24 protein-coding genes and 1 pseudogene are annotated in these 25,459 nt (G+C 34.8%); 13 read left to right on the top strand and 12 right to left on the bottom strand.

The genetic code is table 11. From position 1 onward, the window contains the following. Nucleotides 1–95 precede the first annotated feature (95 nt). The 3 genes from JRC48_RS01675 (at nt 96) to JRC48_RS01685 (ending at nt 2,878) form a co-directional block, all read left to right on the top strand. Nucleotides 96–1,040 carry an L-lactate dehydrogenase gene (locus JRC48_RS01675; RefSeq protein ID WP_235070144.1) on the top strand — a complete coding sequence of 315 codons (945 nt, stop codon included), beginning with the start codon at nt 96–98 and terminating at the stop codon, nt 1,038–1,040. A gap of 214 nt (nt 1,041–1,254) precedes the next feature. Continuing rightward, the gene (locus tag JRC48_RS01680; RefSeq protein ID WP_235070145.1) at nt 1,255–2,196 is read left to right on the top strand and encodes an ROK family glucokinase; all 942 of its coding nucleotides are present in this window, start codon (nt 1,255–1,257) and stop codon (nt 2,194–2,196) included. Nucleotides 2,197–2,248: 52 nt separating this feature from the next. Next, nucleotides 2,249–2,878: an MBL fold metallo-hydrolase gene (locus tag JRC48_RS01685; RefSeq protein ID WP_235070146.1), complete on the top strand. Its 630-nt coding sequence runs from the start codon at nt 2,249–2,251 to the stop codon at nt 2,876–2,878. A gap of 40 nt (nt 2,879–2,918) precedes the next feature. Here the strand turns inward: JRC48_RS01685 and JRC48_RS01690 are convergent, their stop codons facing one another. The 9 genes and pseudogenes from JRC48_RS01690 to comGA all read right to left on the bottom strand — a co-directional run bounded on the left by JRC48_RS01690 (nt 2,919) and on the right by comGA (nt 7,263). Next, nucleotides 2,919–3,416: a shikimate kinase gene (locus tag JRC48_RS01690; RefSeq protein WP_235070147.1), complete on the bottom strand. Its 498-nt coding sequence runs from the start codon at nt 3,414–3,416 to the stop codon at nt 2,919–2,921. 11 nt (nt 3,417–3,427) lie between these two features. After that, complete coding sequence (locus tag JRC48_RS01695; protein WP_235070148.1) at nt 3,428–3,805, bottom strand: hypothetical protein; 378 nt, start codon at nt 3,803–3,805, stop codon at nt 3,428–3,430. Next, nucleotides 3,795–4,157: a ComGF family competence protein gene (locus JRC48_RS01700; RefSeq protein ID WP_235070149.1), complete on the bottom strand. Its 363-nt coding sequence runs from the start codon at nt 4,155–4,157 to the stop codon at nt 3,795–3,797. The genes JRC48_RS01695 and JRC48_RS01700 overlap by 11 nt, the downstream gene beginning before the upstream one ends. Nucleotides 4,158–4,248: 91 nt before the next feature. After that, complete coding sequence (locus tag JRC48_RS01705; RefSeq protein ID WP_235070150.1) at nt 4,249–4,557, bottom strand: type II secretion system protein; 309 nt, start codon at nt 4,555–4,557, stop codon at nt 4,249–4,251. Next, a complete protein-coding gene (locus JRC48_RS01710) occupies nt 4,547–4,930 on the bottom strand; it encodes a type II secretion system protein (protein WP_235070151.1) in 384 nt (127 codons plus the stop codon). Before JRC48_RS01710 ends, JRC48_RS01705 begins: the two co-directional genes overlap by 11 nt. A 21-nt stretch (nt 4,931–4,951) precedes the next feature. Beyond that, nucleotides 4,952–4,996: pseudogene (locus tag JRC48_RS12730) on the bottom strand (hypothetical protein); the annotation flags it as partial. Then, on the bottom strand, nt 4,993–5,268 hold the full coding sequence (locus JRC48_RS12705; protein ID WP_304941324.1) for a prepilin-type N-terminal cleavage/methylation domain-containing protein: 276 nt from the start codon (nt 5,266–5,268) through the stop codon (nt 4,993–4,995). The gene JRC48_RS12705 and the pseudogene JRC48_RS12730, both read right to left, overlap by 4 nt. A 19-nt stretch (nt 5,269–5,287) precedes the next feature. After that, the gene (locus JRC48_RS01720; protein ID WP_235070152.1) at nt 5,288–6,313 is read right to left on the bottom strand and encodes a type II secretion system F family protein; all 1,026 of its coding nucleotides are present in this window, start codon (nt 6,311–6,313) and stop codon (nt 5,288–5,290) included. Next, a complete protein-coding gene (gene comGA, locus JRC48_RS01725) occupies nt 6,295–7,263 on the bottom strand; it encodes a competence type IV pilus ATPase ComGA (protein ID WP_235070153.1) in 969 nt (322 codons plus the stop codon). Before comGA ends, JRC48_RS01720 begins: the two co-directional genes overlap by 19 nt. Nucleotides 7,264–7,815: 552 nt before the next feature. Between comGA and JRC48_RS01730 the strand changes: the two genes are divergently transcribed. The 7 genes from JRC48_RS01730 (at nt 7,816) to JRC48_RS01760 (ending at nt 14,645) form a co-directional block, all read left to right on the top strand. After that, nucleotides 7,816–8,571 (top strand): Tim44-like domain-containing protein, encoded by a 756-nt coding sequence (locus JRC48_RS01730; protein ID WP_235070154.1) that lies wholly within the window; start codon nt 7,816–7,818, stop codon nt 8,569–8,571. A 177-nt stretch (nt 8,572–8,748) separates the two neighbouring features. Continuing rightward, entirely contained in the window at nt 8,749–9,510 is a 762-nt protein-coding gene (locus JRC48_RS01735; protein WP_235070155.1) for a hypothetical protein, read from the top strand. Between the two features lie 266 nt (nt 9,511–9,776). Further along, entirely contained in the window at nt 9,777–10,472 is a 696-nt protein-coding gene (locus tag JRC48_RS01740) for a DUF975 family protein (protein ID WP_235070156.1), read from the top strand. Nucleotides 10,473–10,594: 122 nt separating this feature from the next. Further along, nucleotides 10,595–12,196, top strand: coding sequence for an NAD(P)/FAD-dependent oxidoreductase (locus JRC48_RS01745; protein ID WP_235070157.1), 1,602 nt, complete (start codon nt 10,595–10,597; stop codon nt 12,194–12,196). Nucleotides 12,197–12,617: 421 nt separating this feature from the next. Then, a complete protein-coding gene (locus JRC48_RS01750; protein WP_235070158.1) occupies nt 12,618–13,172 on the top strand; it encodes a YdcF family protein in 555 nt (184 codons plus the stop codon). A 73-nt stretch (nt 13,173–13,245) separates the two neighbouring features. Further along, a complete protein-coding gene (locus tag JRC48_RS01755) occupies nt 13,246–13,617 on the top strand; it encodes a metalloregulator ArsR/SmtB family transcription factor (RefSeq protein WP_235070159.1) in 372 nt (123 codons plus the stop codon). A 236-nt stretch (nt 13,618–13,853) separates the two neighbouring features. Next, on the top strand, nt 13,854–14,645 hold the full coding sequence (locus JRC48_RS01760) for an N-acetylmuramoyl-L-alanine amidase (protein ID WP_235070160.1): 792 nt from the start codon (nt 13,854–13,856) through the stop codon (nt 14,643–14,645). A gap of 91 nt (nt 14,646–14,736) precedes the next feature. On the opposite strand, the gene JRC48_RS01765 is transcribed toward JRC48_RS01760, so the two are convergent. Beyond that, nucleotides 14,737–17,814, bottom strand: coding sequence for an SH3 domain-containing protein (locus tag JRC48_RS01765; RefSeq protein WP_235070161.1), 3,078 nt, complete (start codon nt 17,812–17,814; stop codon nt 14,737–14,739). 267 nt (nt 17,815–18,081) lie between these two features. On the opposite strand from JRC48_RS01765, the gene JRC48_RS01770 reads away from it, so the two are divergent. Next, a complete protein-coding gene (locus tag JRC48_RS01770) occupies nt 18,082–18,756 on the top strand; it encodes a M48 family metallopeptidase (RefSeq protein ID WP_235070162.1) in 675 nt (224 codons plus the stop codon). Between the two features lie 550 nt (nt 18,757–19,306). Here JRC48_RS01770 and JRC48_RS01775 read toward each other — a convergent pair. Together JRC48_RS01775 and JRC48_RS01780 are read right to left on the bottom strand one after the other, a co-directional pair. Further along, on the bottom strand, nt 19,307–20,614 hold the full coding sequence (locus JRC48_RS01775; protein ID WP_235069129.1) for an IS1380 family transposase: 1,308 nt from the start codon (nt 20,612–20,614) through the stop codon (nt 19,307–19,309). A 369-nt stretch (nt 20,615–20,983) separates the two neighbouring features. Beyond that, nucleotides 20,984–21,664: a restriction endonuclease gene (locus JRC48_RS01780; RefSeq protein WP_235070163.1), complete on the bottom strand. Its 681-nt coding sequence runs from the start codon at nt 21,662–21,664 to the stop codon at nt 20,984–20,986. A gap of 367 nt (nt 21,665–22,031) precedes the next feature. On the opposite strand from JRC48_RS01780, the gene JRC48_RS01785 reads away from it, so the two are divergent. Both JRC48_RS01785 and JRC48_RS01790 read left to right on the top strand, forming a co-directional pair. Beyond that, nucleotides 22,032–23,064, top strand: a protein-coding gene (locus tag JRC48_RS01785; protein WP_235070164.1) for an IS630 family transposase whose coding sequence is annotated in 2 segments (ribosomal slippage) — nt 22,032–22,529 and nt 22,531–23,064 — 1,032 coding nt in all. Because the reading frame shifts where the segments join, the coding sequence is not laid out codon by codon here. A gap of 314 nt (nt 23,065–23,378) precedes the next feature. Next, nucleotides 23,379–25,403, top strand: coding sequence for a peptide ABC transporter substrate-binding protein (locus JRC48_RS01790; RefSeq protein WP_235070165.1), 2,025 nt, complete (start codon nt 23,379–23,381; stop codon nt 25,401–25,403). Nucleotides 25,404–25,459: the final 56 nt, after the last annotated feature.

Genomic DNA, 25,459 nt, shown 5'->3' on the forward strand with positions numbered 1-25,459 from the left:
GCCATCTGATCACGATTCAATGATTGAATAAATCAAGATGAAGACTATGGAGATGTGTCAAAAAAACATATATTTATAAACTAGAGGTGACCATTATGCAAACAGGAGTTAGACGTGTCGTTTTAGTAGGAACTGGATTCGTTGGAATGAGTTTCGCTTATTCAATGTTAAATCAAGGTGGATTAGAGGAATTTGTTTTAATCGACGTTAACAAAGAAAAAGCTGAAGGGGAAGCAATGGACTTAAGTCATGGTTTACCATTCGCACCACATAAAATGGATATCTGGGCTGGAACATATGAAGATTGTAAAACAGCTGATATCGTTGTTATCACAGCTGGAGCTAATCAACAACCAGGGGAAACTCGTTTAGATCTAGTTGAGAAAAACGCAAAAATCATGCGTGGAATTGTACGTGACATCATGAAATCTGGATTTAACGGAATTCTTGTTGTAGCAAGTAACCCAGTCGATGTTTTAACTTACGTTGCTTGGCAAGAATCAGGATTACCACGTCATCGTGTTATTGGATCAGGGACAACATTAGATACAGCACGTTTACGTTATGAAATCGGAAAATACTTAAATGTGGATCCACGTAACGTTCACGGTTACATTGTTGGAGAACACGGAGATACTGAATTCCCATTATGGTCTCATACAACAGTTGGGGTAATGCCTTTATTAGATATTATTAAAGATAATCCTCAATACAAATTTGAAGACTTAGAGCAAATTTATGTTAATGTACGTGATGCTGCTTACCATATTATCGAGCGTAAGCGCGCAACATATTACGGAATTGGGATGGCATTAGCTCGTATCGTTAAAGCAATCTTAAGTGATGAGAACAGTAGCTTATCTGTTTCTGTTTACTTAAATGGTCAATATGGTCAAAATGACGTATTCGTAGGAGTACCTGCTATTATTAACCGTAATGGAGTTCGTGAAGTCTTTGAATTAAATATTACGGGATCTGAACGCGAAAAATTAACAAAATCTGTTAACGTTTTAAAAGAAACTTTAGCAACTGTTAAATAATTTATTTTTTATAAAAGACACTGTCAGTTTGACAGTGTCTTTTGCCCTTTTTAAAAAGGAAAATGTATTAGACTATTTAAGATTTAAAGGGGTTACATCTTTTTATTAGAAAAAGATTATGATAAAATAAAAAAGATAATTAACGAAGATGAGGAATAATGAATCATTTCATTTGCCCGATTTAGATAGAGTGTTATAAGGAGGATTGTTTTACATGAAAAAGTATGTATTTGGAATTGATGTTGGGGGTACAACAATTAAATGTGGTTTATTCTCATCGAAAGGTGAAGTTTTAGAGTCATGGGAAATTGTCACAAATAAAGCGGATCAAGGAAATCATATTATTTCTGATATTGCTGCAACAATTCAATCAAAATGTGAAGAAAAAGGAATTCAAGTGAATGAAATTGAAGGTGTTGGAGTGGGGGTTCCTGGTCCAGTTGATAACAACGGAGTTGTTCAAGTAGCTGTTAACTTAGGATGGGGGACTCGTGACGTAAAATCAGAGTTAGAAGCATTAGTTCAAGTTCCAGTAGCGGTTGGAAATGACGCTAACGTTGCGGCATTAGGTGAATTATGGTTAGGAGCAGCTGCAGGTTCAAAAGATGCGATTATGTTTACATTAGGAACTGGTGTTGGTGGCGGAGTTATCGTCGACGGTAAAGTTGTTGCTGGTGTTCACGGTGCTGGTGGAGAAATTGGACATTTAGCAGTTGTGTTAGAAGATGGAAATCAATGTAACTGTGGGAAAAAAGGATGCTTAGAAACAGTTGCATCAGCTACAGGAATCGTTCGTGAAACAGAAAAATACTTAGCAGCAAATGACGAAGCTTCTTCATTACGTAGCTTAGAAAAAATTGAAGCAAAAGATGTTTTTGATGCAGCTAAAGCAGGAGATGCAGTAGGATTAAAAATGGTGGATCAATTAGGACGCTATATCGGTTTAGCAGCTGCTAACTTAGCAGCAACAACTGACCCACAAAAAATCATTATTGGTGGAGGAGTTTCTAAAGCAGGAGCTATCTTAATCGATACAATTGTTAAACACTATCAATCATTTGCATTTAGTGCCGTTCGTGACACAGAGTTCGTTTTAGCGGAATTAGGAAATGATGCTGGAATCGTTGGTTCAGCTTATTTAGCAAAAACAGTTTAAATAACAAAGCACCCTATTTAGGGTGCTTTAAGTCGTGTTAGAGGTGATGAAGATGAAAGTTTATCCGTTAGTATTAGGTCCTGTTCAAACAACTTGCTATATTGTTTCAAATGAAAAGAAGGCAATCGTCATCGATCCAGCGGCGAATGCTAATCAAATTATTCAGTATTTAAGAACAAAAAAATTAGAATTAGAAGCTGTTTTATTAACGCATGGTCATTTTGATCATATTGGGGCAGTTAATGAGTTAGTGACGAAATATCAAGTTCCTATTTATACTCATAAAAAAGAAAAAGAATACTTTGAAAATCCAGAGATTAACTTATCACCGATGATTTATGAACGTCTAGTTTTAAATGATACGTTTGATTATCGTTTTATTTCAGATGAACAAGTGATAGAGTGTTTAGATACGACGATTAAAGCTTTTCATGTTCCAGGTCATACACCGGGAAGTCTGTGTTATTATTTTGAGTCAGATGCGGTTGTATTTACAGGAGATACGTTATTTAGACGATCAATTGGGCGAACAGATTTTATTTATGGAAATCATGATCAATTGGTAAGAGGTATTCGAACAAAATTATTATCTTTACCACCCCATACGTTAGTTTATCCAGGGCATGGAGAGTGTACAACGATTGAGGAAGAATCAAAAGGTAATCCGTTTTTAGTGTTATAGATTCATAACTAAAATAAAAAGAAGGGTTTAACCCTTCTTTTTATTTTATCATCTGTTTGATTTGATGAACGACTTCGTGAACAGTTAAGTCATCGGTTTGAACCGTTAGGTGAGCGCAGTTTTCATAAAAAGTTGCACGTGCTTCAAATAAATCGGTTAACTTTTGTTCAACATTTCCTCCTTTTAATAACGGGCGATTAGTGGTTTCAAGTCTTTGAATTAAAGTCGGAATCGTTGTTTTTAAGTAAATGACAAGCGTTTGTTCGTGAAGTAGCTTGCGATTATCTTCACGGACAATGATTCCACCTCCAGTGGAAATCACACCTGATTGATCCATGAGTTGCTTTAAAGCTTTTGTTTCGCACTCACGAAAATAAGCTTCTCCTTGTTGTTCAAAAATAGATGAAATCGTCTGATGAGTCATTTCTTCAATATAAATATCTGTATCAACCCAAGGTAAATTTAATTCAGTCGCTAATGTTTTTCCAACGGTTGTTTTACCACTTCCCATCATCCCAATTAAGACGATTGGTTTCATGGTGATCACCTCTACTTTAAAGAATATGTTTGATGTTTTTTATGATAGTCAATAGTTCCTTGTCCTAGATATTCATTATAAAGAAATTTGTAGGTAACATCAAGATTCTGATAGCCATTTTTGTAAGTAATGGTCGCTGTCGTTCCATTATGTAAAGTGATTGTTTTAGGTGAAAAATCATGATTAGAAGTAAAGTTAGGGTCTTTGAGTTCATTGACGATAAATGAGATACATTCTTTTTCAAGAAGAGTAAGAAGTAAATAGTGTTGCTTTAGTTCATAGGTTTTGGCCTGATTTTCAAGTCGAGTTGCGAAGTGAAGTAACAGTGTAGCGGTCATTAAGCTAATAACTAAGGTTAGTGGAATGATAACGCCTTTTTCATTGTTCATCTAATGCCTCCCCCTCTAAAGGAAATAAACTAGAGGAAAGATAAATGTCGTAAGTTTCATCTTTAGAGGTATAAAGTTTCAAAGTAACACACTGAGGTTGATGTAAGAGAATATCGATTTTTTCACAGTGATATAAAGCGACTTCACCACCTTTTTCATCGACTTGTCTCATTAAGCGATGGTTAGAAACGTTGTAAGAAGTAACGGTTCCATTTGCTAAATGAACTTGAAGGGTCGATTGATTTGTTGAAAAATGTGTAGCAGATTTAGCTTCCTTTTGTAGTTGGGTGCTTAGAGCAGTTAGTTCTTGAGAAGTGGCCTGATCCAAGTCAGTTTGGAAGTTATCAATCATGGGAATGAACTGAGTAAGTGTGATCATGAGGATTGAAATAACGCAGATAGCGATAAGATGTTCAACGAGAAGAAATCCATGATTTGATAGACTAAAAGCAAAGTGTTTGAACAGAGGAATCCCCCCTTTGGTACGTCGCACATAATTGATGATTTTTTTCAAAGACTTGATAATGAATAGGCTCATAAAAGGTGAGGGGGAATTCAAAACGACGATCATAAAAAAGTGTTTGATCTTTGAGCTCAAAGAGTTTATTATAAATGGTTTGTTCAACGTGAAGTTGTTGTTCAAATGATAATAGTTTAGGAAGCGTTTGGATTAAACTAATTCCGACAGTCGTTAAAAGGATGATACCTATTAAGCATTCGATTAAAATATAGCCTTTTTGATTACTTTGCATTACGAATATCAATTCCTCCTGTTCCAATGGAAAAGACAAGATTCTTTTTAAAGTATTCACTTTGGATGACTAATGTTTTTCCACTCCCAACATGACCTAAAGCATTAAAGGTAATATCTGTTAAAGTAATGTTTGCAGGCATTTTAATTCCTGAAGGTAGTTCGCGTTTTATTTTGATTTGTGAACCATTTTGTAAAATGACATAGTAGTTTTGGTTATGATAAATTCGAAGAGAGAAGGTTTGATTTTGAAGTGGAAGCATATTGTGTTCCCTGACATAATGTAAGTCTGACTGTAAAACAGAAATCGCTTGGTTGAGTTTGATGTAATCGTATAATTTAATAAACGAAGGGGCAAAAATTAAATAAATCATGCTTGTAATAATCAAGGAAATTAAAGCCTCAATTAGTGTGAAGCCCTTTTCATTAATTCGCATCATTCAAAATTAGGAATGGTATAATCATTTCCACAAACTTTCTTTCCATCTTCAACAGATATCCCCTCATTAATACCTTTACCCATTAATTTATTTGCTGTTTGTGTCGCTGTCACTGATTTTTTAAACGCTTCACACCCTTCGGTATTTGCTGTTGTTAAGATATTGGATGCGTTTGGAATGACAAGTAACACTAAAATACTAATAATGATCATAACAATCATCATCTCAATTAAGGTAAATCCTTTAGAGTTCATTTTAGTCAATTTTTTCATGAATGAATTCCTCCTAAATTTAAATAAGTTCAGTCATTTGAAAGACGGGTTGTAATAGGCTGAGATAAATTAAACAAATAATGATCCCGATGAGAATTAAAAAAGTCGTTTGAATGATTTTAAAGGCTTGATTAAGTCCATTTGAAAGGTTAATAATTTCGTTTTTTGTATAGTGATTAAGTTCAGCGGGTACTTGACCAATTTCTAATGAATGCTTCATGATTAACTTAAAATAGGGTGTAAAGTAAGGACTCTTTTCAATGACAGTTTCAAGTGAAATACCTAATTCTAATTGTTTTTGAAATTCATCAATTATTGTTTGGATAAGATAAATGTCTTCAAATTCTTGCATGAGTGAAAGACTTTTTTTCAACGGAAGCCCACAATTTAAAAAGACAAGCCACTGACTACTAAAGTAATAAGAGAAAATTCGTTGAAGTAATGATTTTAAAAGTGGACAGTGAAATAAAAACGTCTTAACTTTTGCTTGAAATATCGGGTGATTCCATTTCAAAACGACAAAGATGAATAAAAAGATGCTTAAAAAGAGAAAAAGTGTGGCTCCAATCATAGAAAGAATGAGGTTGAGTAAGCTTTTATCTCCTTCAAGATTAAAGCTTTGATAAAATTGATCGAGTTGAGGAAAGAAAAAGAAATAAACGCCTGCCAAAATAATCATAATTAAGATGAATAAAAAGCAAGGATAACGTAGTTTTTTATTTAATTCATGTTTACTTTTAAGTTGGTATTCACTGTAATCAGAAGCTTTTTTCAATCCTTGAAGTAAAGAACCTGCTTCTTCACTAGAGCGGATGATATAAATGATTCTTTTTTCAAACTGACAACTCTCAAGTGTGCTAGCAAAGGATATTCCGCGGGCACAACATAAAATCATCTCTTGAATTACCTCTGGTTTGAAAAGTGTAGCCATGACTTCAAGAGCCTGAGCCAGTGAAAAGCCTTGTTCAAGGAGTTGACTGAAGCGGGATAGAAATTTGTGTTGAACACTTAACGTCCAATATCTTTTTAATTGACGTGATGACATTGATATAACTCCTCATCAATGGTTTTATAGGGTAGTGAATCAAGATGCCCTTGATGAAGATTTGAAAATAAATCATCAAGCTGCTCACCGAAGCAAATTTCAAAGACCGCTTTGCGCTCATCTTCCTTTTGAATGAGACGTTGATTGACAATTCCGACAATCGCTTGTTCAAGTTCTTGAACGGAAAGTCCTAAATCACGAAGTCGATGGATGGTTCCAACGACGTTTTTAGCGTGGACGGTTGAAATCACTAGATGTCCAGTAAAAGCAGCCCGTAAGGCTTGGTGGGCAGTTTGAACATCGCGAATTTCACCAATAATAATGACATCCGGATCGTGCCGTAATATTTCCTTGATACCAACGTCATATGTCATGCCCACACTTTCATTTACTTGCATTTGAACAATATCAGGTTGTTGATATTCAACCGGATCTTCAATGGTGACGATACTTTTTCCTAGATGTTGCTTTAGATAATCAATGAAAGCATAAGTCGTAGTGGTTTTTCCACTTCCTGTGGGGCCGCTAATTAAAATTAATCCGGCTTGCATGGCGGCCATATCTTTTAAGACATCCGCATTTTGAATGAAATAAGGGATTTCATCGAGTGTCTTTTTTTGTTGATGATTAATTAAACGTAACACAAGACTTTGATAATGAGACGTTGGTAAAATAGAGACTCTGGCAAAATGAGTCGTCTCTGTTGTTTCAAGTCTTAAAAGACCTGATTGTGGTTGACGTGGATGTGTAAGCGTTAGGGCTGCTTGAAATTTAATATAGGCCAGTAATTGATGATACAAAGATATGGATATTGTTTCGTGAGGAATCATTAAAACGCCGGTTCGAAATTGCACAAGCATTTGATCATCTTTTAAAATGAAATGAATATCACTAGCTTTTAATACTTGAGCACGTTCAATAATCGAGACGAGTTTTGTTTTGATTGGCACGATTTTCACCTCCTGACATGCTATACGCTTAAAGGTGAGAATTTCTTTTTTTAAAATGAAAAAATTAAAGTTCTGTTAGAGTTGTTGTTATAGGAAAAATTAAGATTCAACAGCTTCATTTAAATTTACAATGCTCTTTAATATCAATAATAGTAAGGTTAAAGTTTAGTTTTTAATGTAACCTTAAAATTTAACGAAAATTTTTAAAAACTTAGGTAATCATCTTCTTCTATTCTTTTGGGAATAGATGGTGTCTCTTTGTGATAATATATTTCTCCGATTAAGGGGGAGGGATAATTTTAGTTTTAGTATTCAGCATAATGCCCGAGCACTAGTTCAATCGGTGAGCGTGTGATATAATTGTGCTTAGACGTAAACAGGACGGATTTAAAAGTCGTTAAATGCGAATATATGATAACAGTGATGGCTAAAGAGATTTTAAATGAGTTAAGAATCGGGTATTAAAATAACTAAAAAGATTCAAAGATCTATTAAATGGTCTCCTTTAGAGCTTACTGTTATTTTTGGGGTTAGGAAATAGGAGGAAGTCATATGAAAAAAAGGTGGATGGTATTAGGTATTCTTGTTTCATTGGTTATGGGATACTGCCAAGTGGTTGCACAAGCGGATGTGGGAGGAACATTTTCAGGCGGTAGTTCAAGCAGAGGAGGAAGCAGTAGTAGTGGAGGGGGAACTATTTATCTTCCAAATTCTCGGGGACCCTATAGCAGACGATATGGTTCGCAAAATTCGCCTATCGTATTAATAATGATAGGAGGTTTAGTAGGACGGGGATTGTTGAAACGTTTCAACCAATATCAACAACAAAAAAATGAGACTCGAATCGCCTTAGCGCGGCTATATGATATAGATCCAAACTTTGACGAAGATGACTTTTTAAATAAATTACAGGATATCTTCTTAAATGTACAACAGGCTTGGTCTTCAAGAGATATGCGCTCGGTTAAAGACGTTGAAACGCCTGAACCCTTTAGGCTTCATCAATCTCAATTAGAAATGTATGATCAAAAAAATTGGACACCTCATGTTGAGACAAAACGCATTACAGAGGTTCGCTTAGTGTCTGTTTTGGACACGATGAATGAAGTTTCCGTAGTGGTGTGTTTGTCGGCTCGTGTAGTCGATTACACCTTAAATCGGGAGGGATTGGTCGTTGAAGGAGAAAAAGGGAAAACACATCATCGTAATTATCGTTTGCGTTTCACTCGTTCCAAACAAACCGGTCATGATTGGCGTTTAGATGATTATCGCGAGTGGATGGAGAATGAATTTTCACGCTATCAGTAAGGCATAATCAGTGAGGATTAAGTAACTTCTCTCAATGGATTTGAAATTAATTAAAGAATAACGATTTAAATTCGGGCAATGTGTTACATAAAGGATGATTACTTGATTAAGTCATAAATTTAATAAAAGGTATTTTATGGTATGATATGACAAAAACAATAATTGGGGGGATTATGAATGAAAAAAATATCTTTTTTTCTGAGTAGCTTTATTTGCTTAATGACGTTGGGATGTTCAAAACAAGAAACAGCTCAAATTGAATCTTTGAAAGATGCCTATTTCGAAATTGCACAAAAGACAGAAGCCCAATCCTTAAAAGGTTCTGAGTTGACGGAAATGTTATCAAATTATGCACACGAAGAAGTAGTTGATGGGAATCAAAAAATCTATACCTTCCACAATGAGAATGAAGAATTAATGGTTTCAGAACCAAAAGATCAAGAGGGAATAACGGACGTTATGTACACCAATAGCCAGAGCTCTGACTCGTTAGCGATAGCTCATAGTTTATCTTCTAATGGGGCATCATCTCTCGTTTTGAATACCGTTGATATGGATAAATTTAAAACAATTACTTCTAAGTTAAGTGAGGAATCATCTAATCTTTATAACGCTTACCTAAATCTTAGCGAGAAGATGGCAGAAGATCACTCATTAACTTTAACCGAAGTACAGAAATCCATTAATTTAGAGCTCACACTCCAAGAAATCGCTTCAGATGATAATTACTATTCGTTCAAAGAGGCAGATTCAGGGGATCTATTAGGTACCTATGTAACAGCTAACTCTGAAACGGTTCACCAAATCGTTTATCAAAACAATGTCATGGGTTTATTACATGATACAATGATGGCGGATAATTGTATCATGTTTAGTGTTTCAACTAATGAAACGACGCTTTCTAATCAAAAAGAGGTTATGTCCTTATTTGATAAATAATTAAACATTCACTCTTTAAAGCAACCTACGGGTTGTTTTTTTAGATAATTACGATCAATTCTTTCGTATAAAAATAATGGTTTTAAGAATACGGCTATCTAATAGTTGAGTATTGATTCCTAAATTGTAATCCTAATGTTTTAATAGAGTTATTAACTCCGCTATGAAGGATTTAAAACCTACCTATCTATCGACAAAAGTATTGAAACTTTTGATAAAGGAAAGTAGAATAGAAGATAAGAGTTTAGGAAAAACGGAGTGATGATATGAGATTATTTTTTAGTGGAAGTATTCCACTGATTGTCGTGATAATTGCCTTATTTCAAAAGATAGAGTGGCGTCGAACGATTAAATTACAGGCACGTGAGCAATTTCAGCAAAAAGGCGCTTGGTTAAAATTTGCGTTATGTTCAGTTATCATTATGATTGGAAGTATGATCGTGACGAGTGTCTTAAGTTTTATTCCCTTTTTAATATTGTTGCTTCCAGTAGCCATTACGGCAATTGTCTCTTATGGAAGTATTGATGTGATGCGTCGAATTCGTCGTGGCCAAGAATTTAGTTTAAAAGACTTCTTTCCAACTGATCAGCTAGGAGCTGTTATTGGTTTAGTGTTTGTTAAAAATATTTATCTCTTTTTATGGTCATTACTGTTCATTGTTCCTGGGATTGTTAAGGCTTATTCTTATTCGCAAGCCATGTTTATTATGAATGATCATCCTGGGATTGGAATTGATGAGGCTATTACACGTAGTCGTGAGATGATGAATGGCCATAAATGGGAATTAGTTATTTTACAATCAAGTTTTATTGGATGGATTATTTTAGGATCGTTAACGTTTGGAATTTTAATCGTGTATATCATTCCACTTTATGCGATGTCTATGTTTGTTTTTTATGAATATGTTAAAAATGGTTATTTAAAATCAAGTCAATATGATAATATCTATAACGTTTACTAAATGTTAGATTGAAAAATGAAGTACGATTTTTACTAGAAATCGTACTTTTTTTGATTAACAAACATCAAAACGATATTTTGCGTCGCTTTGTGCTATAATATAAGACGAAAGTGAGTGATGTTATGATTCGAGTATCTCAAATCAAGATTTCAATTGATGATCCAATTGAAAAAGTAAAAGAATTATTACTAAAACAATTAAAGTTAAAAGAAAGTGACTTATTAGAATATAGAATTTACAAACAATCAATCGATGCTCGTCGTCGTGGAAAATTAGATTTTGTCTATACGGTTGATATTTCCGTTAAAGATGAAGCTAAAATTTTAGCTAAAAAATTACCGAATGTTTCGATGACACCAGCCATCGATTATCAATATCCAGAAATGGGTTCTGAGAAAATGAAACATCGTCCGGTTGTCATTGGATTTGGTCCAGCAGGAATGTTTGCTGCTTTAATTTTAGCGGAAATGGGATATCGTCCGATTGTTTTAGAGCGTGGAGAATCGGTTGATGATCGTGTTCGTTCGATTGAAAAGTTTTGGACTGAAGGAGAGCTTAATCCAAACTCAAACGTTCAGTTTGGTGAAGGAGGGGCCGGAACGTTCTCAGATGGAAAGCTAACGACGCGTGTAAAAGATTTACGAGGTCGCAAAGTATTAGAAGCATTGGTGGAAGCGGGAGCACCTGAAGATATTTTATACATGGCACATCCGCATGTTGGAACGGACTTATTACGTGGAGTCGTTAAAAATATTCGTGAAAAAATTATTTCATTAGGCGGAGAAGTTCGTTTTAATACTCAAGCGAATGGTTTTTTAATTGATAACGGTCAAATTAAAGGGGTTAAAGTTAAAGGGAAAGAAGTCATTGAAACAGAACATGTGATTGTGGCTATTGGGCATAGTGCTCGCGATACGTTTTATGATTTATATGACAGTGGGGTTCATTTCACAGCAAAACCATTTGCGGTTGGAGTACGTGTCGAGCATCCACAATCATTAATTGACGTCGCACAGTATAAAGAGTTTGCAGGACATGAAAAATTAGGAGCGGCAGAATATCGTTTAACACATACAGCTTCAAATGGTCGTGGCGTGTATACGTTTTGTATGTGTCCTGGAGGACTTGTTGTTCCATCAAGTTCTGAAAAAGGGCGCTTAGTGACGAATGGAATGAGTGAACATGCCCGTGATCAAGAAAATGCAAATAGTGCACTTCTTGTTCAAGTGTTCCCAGAAGATTTTGGTTCGGATCATCCATTAGCAGGTGTGGAGTTTCAACGCCGTTTAGAAGAAAAAGCGTTTGGATTAGGTGGAAGTAACTATAAAGCTCCTGCTCAATTAGTCGGTGATTTCTTAAAAGGACAAGCTTCTAAACAATTAGGATCGGTAGAGCCATCTTACGCATTAGGAGTAAAGTTAACAAACTTAAATCGCTTATTACCTGATTATATTACAGAAGCAATGGCAGATGGATTAAAAGCTTTTGATCGAAAGTTAAAAGGATTTGCGATGAATGATGCTGTGATGACAGGAGTTGAGTCACGTTCATCATCACCAGTTCGTATTGATCGTGATAGCGAAACGTTACAATCGTTAACTGTCAAAGGATTGTATCCATCAGGTGAAGGAGCCGGATTTGCAGGTGGAATTGTTTCAGCTGGGATTGATGGAATTAAATGTGCCGAAGCATTAGTTAGACAGTATCAAAAAATGGGCGAATAGTGTTTAGTCACATTATGAATTTTAAAATCATTTGTTCAATCAGATGAAGTTGATAGGCATTAGAAATTAACTTGTTGCCACTATCGTTTTTTAGATCATTAAAACATAACTCATAACTAGATCCTTCTTGGGAACTTGTTATGAGTTTTTTTATTGGATAAGAACTTGTATTTAATTGGATTTGCTTTCTGATTTGGTCATCATTTTTACGTTAAGTTTGAAAAAAAGTTTTTTTAAGCATGATTTTATGACTAAGAGAACTAGTCATTAACTTCTTATACTGACGTTTATCTATAAAAGAATTTATCTCTGCAGTATCTTCAAAAGATAGACGATTGTCCTAATTTCTCTGATGAAATTCACACATTTTTGGGCTAAAGCTCATAGGATGAAATAGGAAGGTGAAGAGGGAGGGATAGGAATGGTAGAATTAGTTGCTACATTAGTTGTTTATTTAGTTGGAATGCACGTGAAAATGAATCAGTCATTAAAACAACAACTGCCTTCAGATATTAATTATCTTTTAATTTTAGGTTCAACCTTAAAAACCAATGAAATGACACAAACTCTTCGATCTCGATTAGAAAAAGGAGCAGAATTACTAAAAAAACACCCACATTTAAAGGTAGTGGTGACGGGTGGAAAAGGAAGCGAATTTTTATTAGCTGAGGCTCAATTAATGCAAAAAGTGTTTATTGAAGAATATGGAATCGATAGCGAACGAATTATCCTTGAGGATCAAGCTCATAATACATTTGAAAACTTACTTTTGTCTAAACCGTTATTACCAGATGAAAAAATTGCAATTATTACAAATGATTTTCATAGTATTAGAACATCTTTTTTAGCCAAGCGAATAGGGATTAAACATATTATGATTGGAGCAAGATCGCCCTCTCATAAACGTTACAAATGGGAATTAAGAGAACACTTAGCCATCGTCAAGTCCTGGCTTTTTGATCGAGAATCGTTATAATCTTTGATAGAAATTGACGATTTTAGTTCTAACTCTTGAACTTTAGTCTAGTTAGGCATATAATCATCACATAATGGTTAAACGAGGTGAGAAAATGGAAGCGTGTAGCGTAGAAGCCATTCACGAAAATGTCGTTCAAAAAGTTAAAGCGAAGATGCCAAGTGATGATGATTTATTGAAATTATCAGATTTATATAAAGCGATGGGAGATTTAACCCGAATTCGTATTCTTTCGGCGCTCGTTCAGTCAGAGATGTGTGTTTGTGACTTAGCTAGTTTGCTTGAAATGACACAATCGGCTATTTCTCATCAGTTACGAGTTTTAAGACAAGCGCACTTAGTTAATTATCGTAAAGAAGGAAAAGTAGTGTACTATTCATTAGACGATGATCATATTAAAATGTTATATGATCAAGGATTAGTTCACGTTCTTCATCAACATTAGAACAAAAAGCGACAAATCACGGATAAAGATTTGCCGCTTTTTTTATTTTCACGAATTGTAAAACAAGTGCTAATGAGTTGAGTTCTAGTCATTATCAGATTATTAATTTCTGAATGAAAAAGATGGTTAAAATTACTTTACTTTCACCTCTAAATAGGAATAGCGCCTATACTGTTTGGCCCATTGGGGCATATACAATAAGAGGGTAGTTGAATTAGAAGTGAGGAGTGGTAAAAATGCCGTATATTGTTGTAGATGCAGGTCATGGTGGATGGGATAAAGGTGCTCATTATAATTACTATAATGAGAAAGATATAACATTACGAGTAGCAACCAAGGTCAGTCAACGCTTAAGACAAATTGGATTTAAAGTCACACAGTTACGAACAGATGACACTTATATCGGAAACGCTTCTGCAAGAGGACGTCAAATTGCAGAATTACAACCCAATTTAGCTATCAGTATTCATGTTAATAGTTCAGGTGGAACAGGGCAGTATCAAGGATCAGAAATCTATGTTCCATTAAGAGAAGATAGCGCACGATTTGAATATTATTTAAAAGAAGAATTAAGTCGATTAAATAATTTCCGTAATATCTTTTCAAGAGCTTATACAGGTGAGTTTTATGAACGTTATATCGATCCTAACACGTTAAGATTTAGACAAACTTATAACTATACCGACTATTATGGAATTATTCGAGAAGCCTGGAAAGGCGGCGTTTCATGTGACATTATTGAAATGTTTTATTTAGATAATGAAGGGGATTTATATACGTTCTTAAATCAGGAAGATGCTTATGTTGAGGCGATTGTTGTTGCTTTAAGTAAAGCTTTTAATATGAATTATGAACGTGAGTCTAAAAATGAAGTTGTTGATCGAGCAGAGCCTTTAAAAACGGAAACATATTATCGAGTGGTTTGCGGATCTTATTCTGACTTAAATGAAGCGAAAAAAGTTCAGCAGACACTGTCTCATGCCAATTATCCAGGTGTGTGGATTCAACCGGTTGAGACGAAACGATAGCAACTTATCATAGGATAACTAAAAAACCTCTAGCGACATAAGCGGCTAGAGGTTTTTTGTTTTAGGCATCATTAATCAATGATTATTATAACTATTTATAAACTGGAATATCTAATAAAAATTCTTGATTAGTGTCATATAAATGGGCAAATTGATGCATATATTTACCGATTTCGTAAGCATACCAAGGCGTCGTTGCATATTGATGCCACTGATTAGCGCTGATATGATTATATTTAATTTTAAATGGTGTATTTTGAGCGTATTTTGAAGAGTTAATATAATTTAATGAAATAAATTCTGCTGCTCCAAAAATTGCTTTTTCTGGTGTTGTCCATCCACGTTTATAAGCGTAAGTCGTTCCAAGTAAACGTGGCGCATGATCTTGAGCCCCAATTCCGAATAGGTTATAAACGGTTACTGGTTCAGGTAGTAAAATACGTTCATAATCAACCACTTTTCCGTTAGCATCTTTGATCGGTTTTGTTTCATCAGCAATATCCGTAATCGTAATTCCTTTTGCTAAATTACTACTTCCCCAGTTCGTTTCATGAATCGATTGAGACACTAAGAAGATCGGGTCAATATTATAATATTTTGCAGCGTCATAAATAGCTTGCGCTTGATTATGAAGCACCCCTTTATTTTGAAGGAACTTATTTAATCCATCGACATTAAAACTTCTAAATTGATCAATTCTTAAAAATTGAAGAAGATAGTTTGAATGCATTGTATGATTTGGATTTAAATAGTTAATAATAGTACTAAGAGTACCAGACGTATGATTTTGTTGAATTTGTGCAAATTGCGATAAGGTATAGTTATATTGGGTTGTTAAATAGCTAACACGTCCATTAATCGTCGTGCTAGAAGCTTTGATTCCTACGTAATCTTTATGAACGTACGCTTCCGTTCCTTGATAATTAATTTTGTAGAAGTTACCTTCACGTCCGATCACGGTTACTTCGTCTTTACTTTTTAACGCTCCTAAAATTGAAGAATTCGTCGTCGGAGCTTGACGGATATTTAAAGAGGAAATACCATCAATAACGACTCCAGTACGTGGCGTTTTAGAGAAATCGATATTAGCATCTGGATGAAGTTGTGGAGCAGTTAAGGTTACATAATCTTTAGAGACATAAGCTGTTGAATTGTTATATTCGATCTCATACCAATTCCCAGTTTCTCCAATGATGACAACCGTTTCTCCTTCAGATAATTTACCAATAGCAGCTTCCGAAGTTGAAGGTTTTGGACGAACATTTAATAACGTTCCATTAAGATTGTAAATATATCCTGTTTGCTTTGTTGTTTCAGGAGTCGGAGCAGTGAAAGTAATGTAATCTTTAGAAACATACCCTGTTGTGTTATTAAATTCGATTTGATACCAATTCCCGCTTTCACCCACGATGACAACTGAAGTTCCTTGAGTTAGTGTTCCAATTGGAGTTTCCGAAGTTGAAGGTTTTGGACGAACATTTAATAAAGCTCCATCAAGATTGTAAACGTAACCTGTTTTCTTCACGACTTCAGGAGTCGGAGCAGTAAAGGTAATATAATCTTTAGAGACATAAGCCGTTGTATTATTGAATTCAATGTGATACCAATTACCCGTTTCTCCAGTGATAACAACTGAAGTTCCTTGAGTCAGTGTTCCAATTGGAGTTTCAGACGTTGAAGGTTTCGGACGAACATTTAATAAAGCTCCGTCAAGGTTGTAAACATAACCTGTTTTCTTTACGACTTCAGGGGTTGGGGCAGTGAAGGTAATATAATCTTTAGAGACATAAGCCGTTGTATTATTGAATTCAATGTGATACCAATTTCCACTTTCCCCAACGATCACAACTGAAGTTCCTTGAGTCAGTGTCCCAATTGGAGCCTCAGATGTTGAGGGTTTTGGACGAACATTTAATAACGTTCCATCAAGATTATAAACATAACCCGTTTTCTTTACGACTTCAGGAGTTGGAGCAGTGAAGGTAATATAATCTTTAGAAACATAAGCTGTTTTATTGTTAAATTCGATTTGATACCAATTTCCACTTTCCCCAACGATGACAACTGAGGTTCCTTGAGCAAGTGTTCCAATTGGAGCCTCAGAAGTTGAAGGTTTCGGACGAACATTTAATAACGTTCCATCAAGATTATAAACATAACCCGTTTTCTTTACGACTTCAGGAGTTGGAGCAGTGAAGGTAATATAATCTTTAGAAACATAAGCTGTTTTATTGTTAAATTCGATTTGATACCAATTTCCACTTTCCCCAACGATGACAACTGAGGTTCCTTGAGCAAGTGTTCCAATTGGAGCCTCAGAAGTTGAAGGTTTCGGACGAACATTTAATAAAGTGCCATTCAGGTTATAAACGTAACCTGTTTTTTTAGTTACTTCTGTTGAACTATATTTGGTAATTTTAAAATAAGAGCCACTTACATAACCTGTTTTTCCAGCGTAGCTAACTTTATACCAGCCATTACTATCTTTATCTGCTAATACTTGAACTGTTGTTCCTTTAGGAATGGTTGTGATAATTGAGCCGCTAGTATTAGCTTGAAGGCGTAGATTCAAGTTTTCAGTCGTTTGACCTTCTGTTGGAGTTGAAGATGAAGACGTTTGATTATTAGATCCAGTAGATCCTTGATTTAATTTAGTAATATAGTCTCCATAAACATAACCTGTTTTGTCTAGATAGCTGACTTTGTACCAACCATTCACATCTTTATCAGATAGAAGATTAATGGTTTCTCCTTTTGGAATGATGGCTAAGATAGATCCATTTGTGCTCGCTTGTTGTCGTAAATTGAGATTTTCTTTTGTTTTTCCAAGAGAGGTTGTATTCGATAGATTTTCTTGAAGATAAGCACCGCTTGCATAGCCTACTTTTCCATCATAGGTTACCTTATACCAACCATTCGCATTTCTATCAGATAGTAAGGTGACAGTCTTTCCTTTAGGAATCGTTGCTAAAACTTTTCCACTCGTGCTTGCCTTATCGCGCAAATTTAAATTTTCAGTTGTTGTTGCAGTTTTCACTGATGAACGCTCAAATAAAGCGCTCGGTGTATTTGTTTCTGAAACTGTTTCTGCAAATACTGTCTTCATTAAATCGGGACTGTAAAGAGTTGTCCCAATAAGTGAGAGTGTAAGTAATGCTTTTTTTGACATCGTAAATCTCCTGTCTTTCATTAAATAAATCGTCGTCGATCAGTATTCAAATAACAGCCGACTTCTTTTTATACATTTTTCACATAACTTTTTTATTTTAACATGTTTCACTAAAAACTGCTAAGATAAACGCACCATTTTAAAACAAATATTTTACAGAATAACCCTTTATCGACAGATTACTTTTAAGAGTCGCTGTTGAGCATGTTTTAATTTATTCTTTTTGTGTTATAATGTCAAAAAAACACTACGAGATGGAGAGTAATGATGAGTATAAAAAAGTTAATGCTAGATGATTTAGAAATTAAAATCGTTCGTAAACCCATTAAAAATATGTATCTTCGTGTACGTCGAAACGGAGAAATTGAAATTTCAGCGGCACCTGATGTAAAGTTGCAAACGATTGAAATGTTTATTCAGGCAAAAAAGTCGTGGATTTTAAAAAAAGTGGAAGCGAGTTTAAATTCATCGACTGATTTAGGAATAGATGAAATCTTATATTTCGGTCATCCTTTAAAGATAAAACATCAAGTAGGACCTAAAGTTTTAATTGAAAGGACAGAGGGTGGGTTAGTGATAACAGCCCCTCAATCATACACGGATGAAAAAAGATTACTTTTGATTAAAAATTGGATGTTTGTTCAATTACAAGAAATGATTCATACCTATGTGATGACTTATTGGCCTTATTTTCAGGATAGAGGAATAGCACCAATTGAAACTAAATATCGTCAAATGACATCTACGTGGGGCGTTTGTCGACCGACTAGAGGAACGATTACCTTTAGTAAGCAGTTAATTCATCAATCACCTGCTTTTGTTGAGTATGTTGTTGTTCATGAACTGTGTCATTTGTTGCAACCTAATCATAGTGCTAAGTTTTATGCACTGGTCGAGGAACTTTTACCTAGCTGGAAGCAAGCTAAAGCTAAGCGATTATAAAAACTTTATCTTTGAAGTTTTTATAGTTGTTATTCAAAATGAGATGAGCAATGTTTTAAAACTGTCATAACTTACTGTGAAAAAATATATGATGATCTATTGGATATTACTTAGTTGGATATTTGGACAAAGACGAGAATTGAGAAAATGAGATTGATAAAAAGACACGTACTTAAGGGCGACAGTTTCAGTTTTGGATTGGAAGTTTTAAAATTACACAACTAAATGTAATTAAAAAATACGACTATTTTGTAGCCGTATTTTTTATTGTTGTATCAATGATAATTTAGGTTTTTGTTTAAAAATACATTCAGTTTTACATCAACTTTTACAAGAAAAAATAAACGGTAATAAATTTACCTGAATTATTCATGATCATTCAAACAAAGCTGTGGGTAGACTAAATTTTAGCCTAAACCACAGCTTTTTATCGTTTTGATCTTAAATTTGGGTAAATTAATACTCCAGCTCCCTAAAAAAGGGTAGACTCCCCCCTTGGTGATGTGTTTCTCTAAAAAATATTTCGTTTTCAAAGAACGAATCCACTCACTTACTCTAACTGAATCAACTGGATCGTTTTTAAACAGTGATGAAAAATTTCTTTGTAGGGATAGTGACTACAGAGTTTGAACACGATTCTTCGTGATTGTTTCACTCGTTTTGCAGCGATTTTAATGAGTTTAGTGCGTAAGGTTTCAATCTGCATCTTAGAAAACTCATGAGGTAACGTTAATCGTCTGAATCCGTTGATGAGATTGTAGGCTAACACCACGAGTTGAATTCGGTTGACATTAGTCATCCAGTATTTATGACTCACTTTATCCATTCTAAATCCATTTTTACACTCTTTGATATAGTTTTCCATCGTCCCACGTTTAGCGTATAGGCTAACAACCATCTCTGGTCTTGTTTCCATGTTCGTCACTAAAAATAAATAATCGGGAATGAGTTCACCTGCTTTTCGTCTCACTTGAACAATGACACGTCTTGGGTGATTCCAACTCTTTGCCTGATAGTCAAACTCCCCATAGAATTGTTGAGAATATTGAAGCGAACACTCTTCGAAAAAAACATCCGTTACTTCTTTAGCTAAACGATAGAGAGTGGCATTTGCCTTTAAACGGATCACATAGTTTGTGTTTAACGTTTCGCATAACTTATAAAGTTCTTTATGAGCAAATCCACTATCTCCGCGAACGAGTCGATAGCTCGATGGAAACTCCTTTTGATAGCGTGATAATAAGGGACCAATAAAAGAAACGATATTCCTTGAAGTATAGACATTCCCCGCACGAAGCTCAACTTTTAAACAGTCTCCAGTCATTCCATCAAAAACCATGAGGGGATGAAACCCTTGGGCTTGATAATGAGCATTAAAGGCATTCCCATATTGATGACCATAGGTCTGAAAATGAGTGGAATCCACATCAAAAATAAAATGATTAGGAGCTTCGACTTGATAAAATTGCGAAAGGAGTTTTTGATTGATGAGTTCAAATTGCTTACTTGTTTCCTGCGTCAATCGATGAGTAAAACGAGATAAAGTTGGTTGAGAAGCTAACGAGGGCTTATCAAGCAAAGTTGTCAATAAAGGTTCAACTCGCAATTCATCCGCATCATCAGCGCAGTGGTAACCGGCAATCGTTTGAAAGATTTGTTGAAGACAAAGCTCATGATTCGTATGAGTTCGAATCGCTTGATCAGTTTCTAAATGAAAATGTTGTTTCAATAGTTCTGGAAACTTCACGTGATGCATAAATTCTTGGATTAATAAAAGTCCTGCATCCGACGTTAAATCTCCACCTTTAAAATTAAATTTAATCTTTTTATTGAAATGAAGTTGGTCTTGATGTATCATAAAAAAGTAATCTCTCCTTAAATATGTTTTGGTTTAGCAATTAAAACGATATCAAATGAGAGATTATTTTCATAGCAAAATGCTTCACTTAAAAGGTGAAATAAAAAATAGATAAAAAGCGTTGATTCCACTAAGGACTCAACGCTTTTTACATTTTTATGGTGAATAATTTAGGATTTATAACCGATTGTTTAACAACTGTAAAAACAAATACAATCTTAATTGTAAAAATAATAAAAAGTAGGCTAAACCATTGGTTTTACCTACTTTTTGTGTTGCAAAAACTTCTGCATTTTTAGTTGTAAAAAGCAATGTAAATTTACTTTTTCAACTCCAAAACTGAAAGACATGCCTTAAGGGCGTGTCTTTTTAATTTGATGAAACACTTGTATTTAATTCTGTCGATTCTACTTGTTTCTCTCTTTCTGCCTTTTCTGCTCGCTCAATCATATCTAAAAGTTGGACAGGACCGATACATTTAACTCCTGTTTTCTTAGCCTCTTCAATAGCTTCTTTTGTGAAGCGACCCGTCGTAAATATTGCATAAGGAATAGCGTTATCTGCCAAAGCGGAGCCGACGAGTTTTTGTACGATAGGTCTTCCTACCGAATTATTTGCTCCAAATCGTTTACACTCAGAATAATACAGCTTCCCGTCAATCGTGAAAATTACATCTTTTCCCCCATCCCCACCTTCTTGAGTAGCATAAGCACCAGAAAAGCCGTGAAGTTGTAAAATTTTAGCTACATAACGTTCAAAGGCGAAAGGATCCATTGCCCTTAATTCTTCCAATTTTAAAACATTAAATCTTCTCGTTTTTCGTGGAATGTATTCAAACTGTAAAGATCGAGTCTTAGAGCTTTTCATCATTTCGATGTCTTTTCGAGCTTGATTTCTCGCATAAGAAATCGATAAAATCAACGCTACGACTAATAAAGAACAAGCTATTCCATACACGTCCAGATTGCTCATGATTTTATATATGGTAACGATCATTATCAAGATAGTGACTGATTTAATCCACTGAACATTCATTCTTTTAGTCTTCATTTAATCACATCCTTGCTTTTATTATTTGTCGTAGGTATCTTTTTTAGACAATGAATTCAAACTAAAAGAAATAATCACAAGCAAAATCTTCAAAATTTGTCTTGTGTGAATATAGAAAAGCACACACTTTTTGTATTTGATAAAGATACAAATGAATTAGCATATATTCATCTAAGGTGATGGGGCAATCTGAGGTCAATTTAATTATTGATTCGGAAAAGGCTCATTCTTCGCAAACATATAAATATATAAACAGAAATGTATTTCATAGTTTTTTAATTCAAATACTTGAGGTCAAAATTCGTTAAAATGTATGTTAAAATAGTAGATATTAAACATACATTTTAGGATAGAAATTGGGGCAACTATGAATCAGACAGAATTAAAATCAATTGAAACAGCGATGCGTGAAACATCATCGAAACAACTTTATACTCGTTATCAAGTCATCTATTTACACTTACAAGGATATAAAAATGTAGAAATCGCTAGGATAGTTCCCTTTACTGCTCAGACCATCGGAACACATGTTAGAAATTATAAAAAATATGGACTTGAGGGATTAAACCCACGCCCAAAATCAGGCTGCCCGAAGAAACTTTCACCTGAGCAAGAAGCTGAGTTAATCCATACCCTCATCCATAAAACGCCCGCTGATGTTGGGATTGAACCGTACATGACTTGGGATTGTAAGCTATTATGCATCTGGGTGAAGCAAACCTTTGGAATTTCATTCTCTAAAGGTGGAATGCGTGACATGTTGTTACGCTTAGGTTTTAGCTACACACGCCCGACTTACTCCTTAGCGAGAGCCAGTCATGAAAAACAAGAGGGATTTAAACAGGAATTTGAACAATTAAAAAATTTTGATTCGTGGGGAGATTGATCATTTATTGTTTCAAGATGAAAGTTCTATCAGAGATTATCAATCATTAGTCAACAATTGGTTTCCTAAAGGAAAACAACGGATTATTCCTACTTACGGAAATAATAAAAGTGTCAAATTAATAGGAATCCTTGACTATGAGACAGGTCATGTTTATGTCCAGGAGGAAGAACGTTATACAGCAGATATTTTTTTAGAATTCCTCAAAAAAGTACTCAAACAATATCCAACGGGAAAGATTGTCATGATTTTAGATAACGCAAGAATTCATCACGCTAAACTCATCCAACCTTTTTTAAACGAACACAAAAATAGATTAAGGTTAATCTTTTTACCACCATATAGTCCAGAATTAAACTTAATTGAAGGATTATGGAAATGGTTAAAACAATCTGTGATTCATAACGTCTTTTATAGAAATATAAATGAGATTAGAAAAGCTGTTCAAGGATTTATTCAACATATCAATGAGAGACCTTCGGAAGTGATCCAGAGACTATGCGAAAAAATGTGAAAAACTTATCTGTTTCTATAAAGATTACAAAGAGGCAGTCAAGATGCATTAGCCATGAGGAGCTGTTTATCTAGAAGATGATGATTTAAATTTCACGCTAAGTGAACAAGTTATCTTTGATGTGATTGCTCATACGGATGGAACCCCTTATCGTGTAGAGGGTCATTACTTTTGATGAAGAAAAGCATCAGTTTAAATGAAATAACTAATAAAAATGCAAAGAGATTGTGATTGCCCGTATGTCTTAAAAAAAATGTAGAAAAATAAGAGTAGCCAAAGAGCTACTTTTTACTTTTTTAAGATAGGGTGATGAAATGAAACGTTGGTTATTGAGTTGTCTATTAGTAATGAGTCTTTTTTTAGGAATGGTTGTCAATCAAGTGAAGGCTGAAGAGGAGACGATTAAAAAACATGATTACATCGGTTTTTATGGAATGGATCCTGAAACATTTGATTATCTTTATACGTATAAAATGATTGACTCGCAACATTTTGCTAACTTTATTGACGGATTAATTGAACATGATAGTTATGGAAATCTCGTCGGTGCGATGGCAACTGATTGGGAAGAGCGAGAGCAGTCAACGATTTGGCGCTTTCACCTTCGACAAGGTGTCAAGTGGTATACGGATGAAGGTGAAGAATACGCAGAAGTCACGGCCCATGATTTTGTAGCTGGTCTTCAACATGCCGCTGATTTTCAGTCACAAACGCTTTATTTGGTCCAATCGGTTATTAAAAACTTAGATGAGTACATTAATGGGGAGGTTTCATTTGATGAAGTCGGGGTTAAGGCAATTGATGACTATACATTAGAATATGAGTTAAATCAGTCCACTCCCTACTTTCCGACGATGACGACGTATTCGATTTTACTTCCTGTTAATCAAGCCTTTTTAGAATCTAAAGGTGTTGGGTGTCGGTTAGGAGAACCTGATTATTCAACGTGTCAATTTGGCGTGGCTAAGTCAGATTCAATCTTATATAATGGCGCTTATCTTTTAAAAAACTTCACGTCAAAATCAATAATTGAATACGAAGCTAATCCGTATTACTGGGATCAAGAGTCGGTCTATATTCCTCGTGTCAAACTCATTTATTCGAAACAAGCTGATCCTACGACGTTATTTTTAGCGTTTGATCGAGGAGAAATTATTTCTGCTCCTTTAGATGTGAATAATCCGCCCCTTATTAAAATCGCAAAACAAAAATATGGAGATTCCATCTTTGTAACGGATACAAACGGATCGCTTTCCTTCGCGACATTTATTTTTAATCGAAAGCTTTATCATTCTCCAATCAACGAGGATCAAGATGTTTCACCTAAAAACAATCAACAGAGAAAAGATACAAAAGCAGCGATTTTAAATCCTGAATTTCGTCGTGCGATTATGCGAGCGATTGATACCGAGTCAATTAATATGCAGGTGGTGGGTGAGGAGTTAAAATCTATTTCTTTACGAAATACATTGACGCAACCAACATTTGTTCAAACGAGTGAAGGGAATAGTTATGCAAATTTAGTGAGCTCGGCACTTCAACAGTTAAATCCAACCTTATATTCTAAGGACTTAAATCTTGAAGATGGTCATATGGCATTTTTTAATCCTGAACTGGCAAGAGAACAACTGAAAATGGCTAAAGATACATTGAGTGCACAAGGTGTTCAGTTTCCCATTTATTTAGATGTCATTGTCAATGGAGAAAGTGAAAGTAGCTTTCGAAGTGCACAAGCTTTAAAGGGAAGTATTGAGCAACATTTAGAAGGGGAAGTCTTAGTTAATTTGATTGTGAGTTCTCGTGAAAATATGATGGCTTCAAAAACGGCTGACTTAATGAATACAGATCTTGTTTTTTCAGTTGGATGGTCTCCTGATTATGGTGATCCTAAAAGTTACTTAGATATTTTAGATCCTGATCAAGGCGATTTACTCAAAAGCTTCGGATTAAATCGAGGAGTTGTTCAAAGTGAGGAAGAAAAACAGTTAAAACAAGAAATTGGACTGTATACTTATCAAGAACTAAAAGAGCAGGCTAACCTAGAAGTAAGCAATATGGATAAGCGCTATCAACTTTATGCTAATGCCGAGGCTTATGCGCTAGACCAAGCGTATTTTATTCCGCTTTATGCATCAGGTGGAAGTTATGCCATCTCAAGAATTATTCCGTATACAAAGTCTTATAGTCCCTATGGGTTATCACCGATGAAATTTAAGCGAATGCAGTTAAGTGATAAGATTGTGACGATGAAGCAGCGGGATCAACAATATGAAAAATGGCTCTTTGTTCGAGAACAACAGTTAAAGTTAAAATCAAAAGGTCACACTGTTGAAAATTAACAGATGAAAAATATGAAAATTTTCTTTTCATTAATTCAAATGTTAGATATAATCGA

It is taken from the genome of Turicibacter sp. TJ11 (assembly GCF_021497505.1).
Taxonomy (GTDB): domain Bacteria; phylum Bacillota_I; class Bacilli_A; order MOL361; family Turicibacteraceae; genus Turicibacter.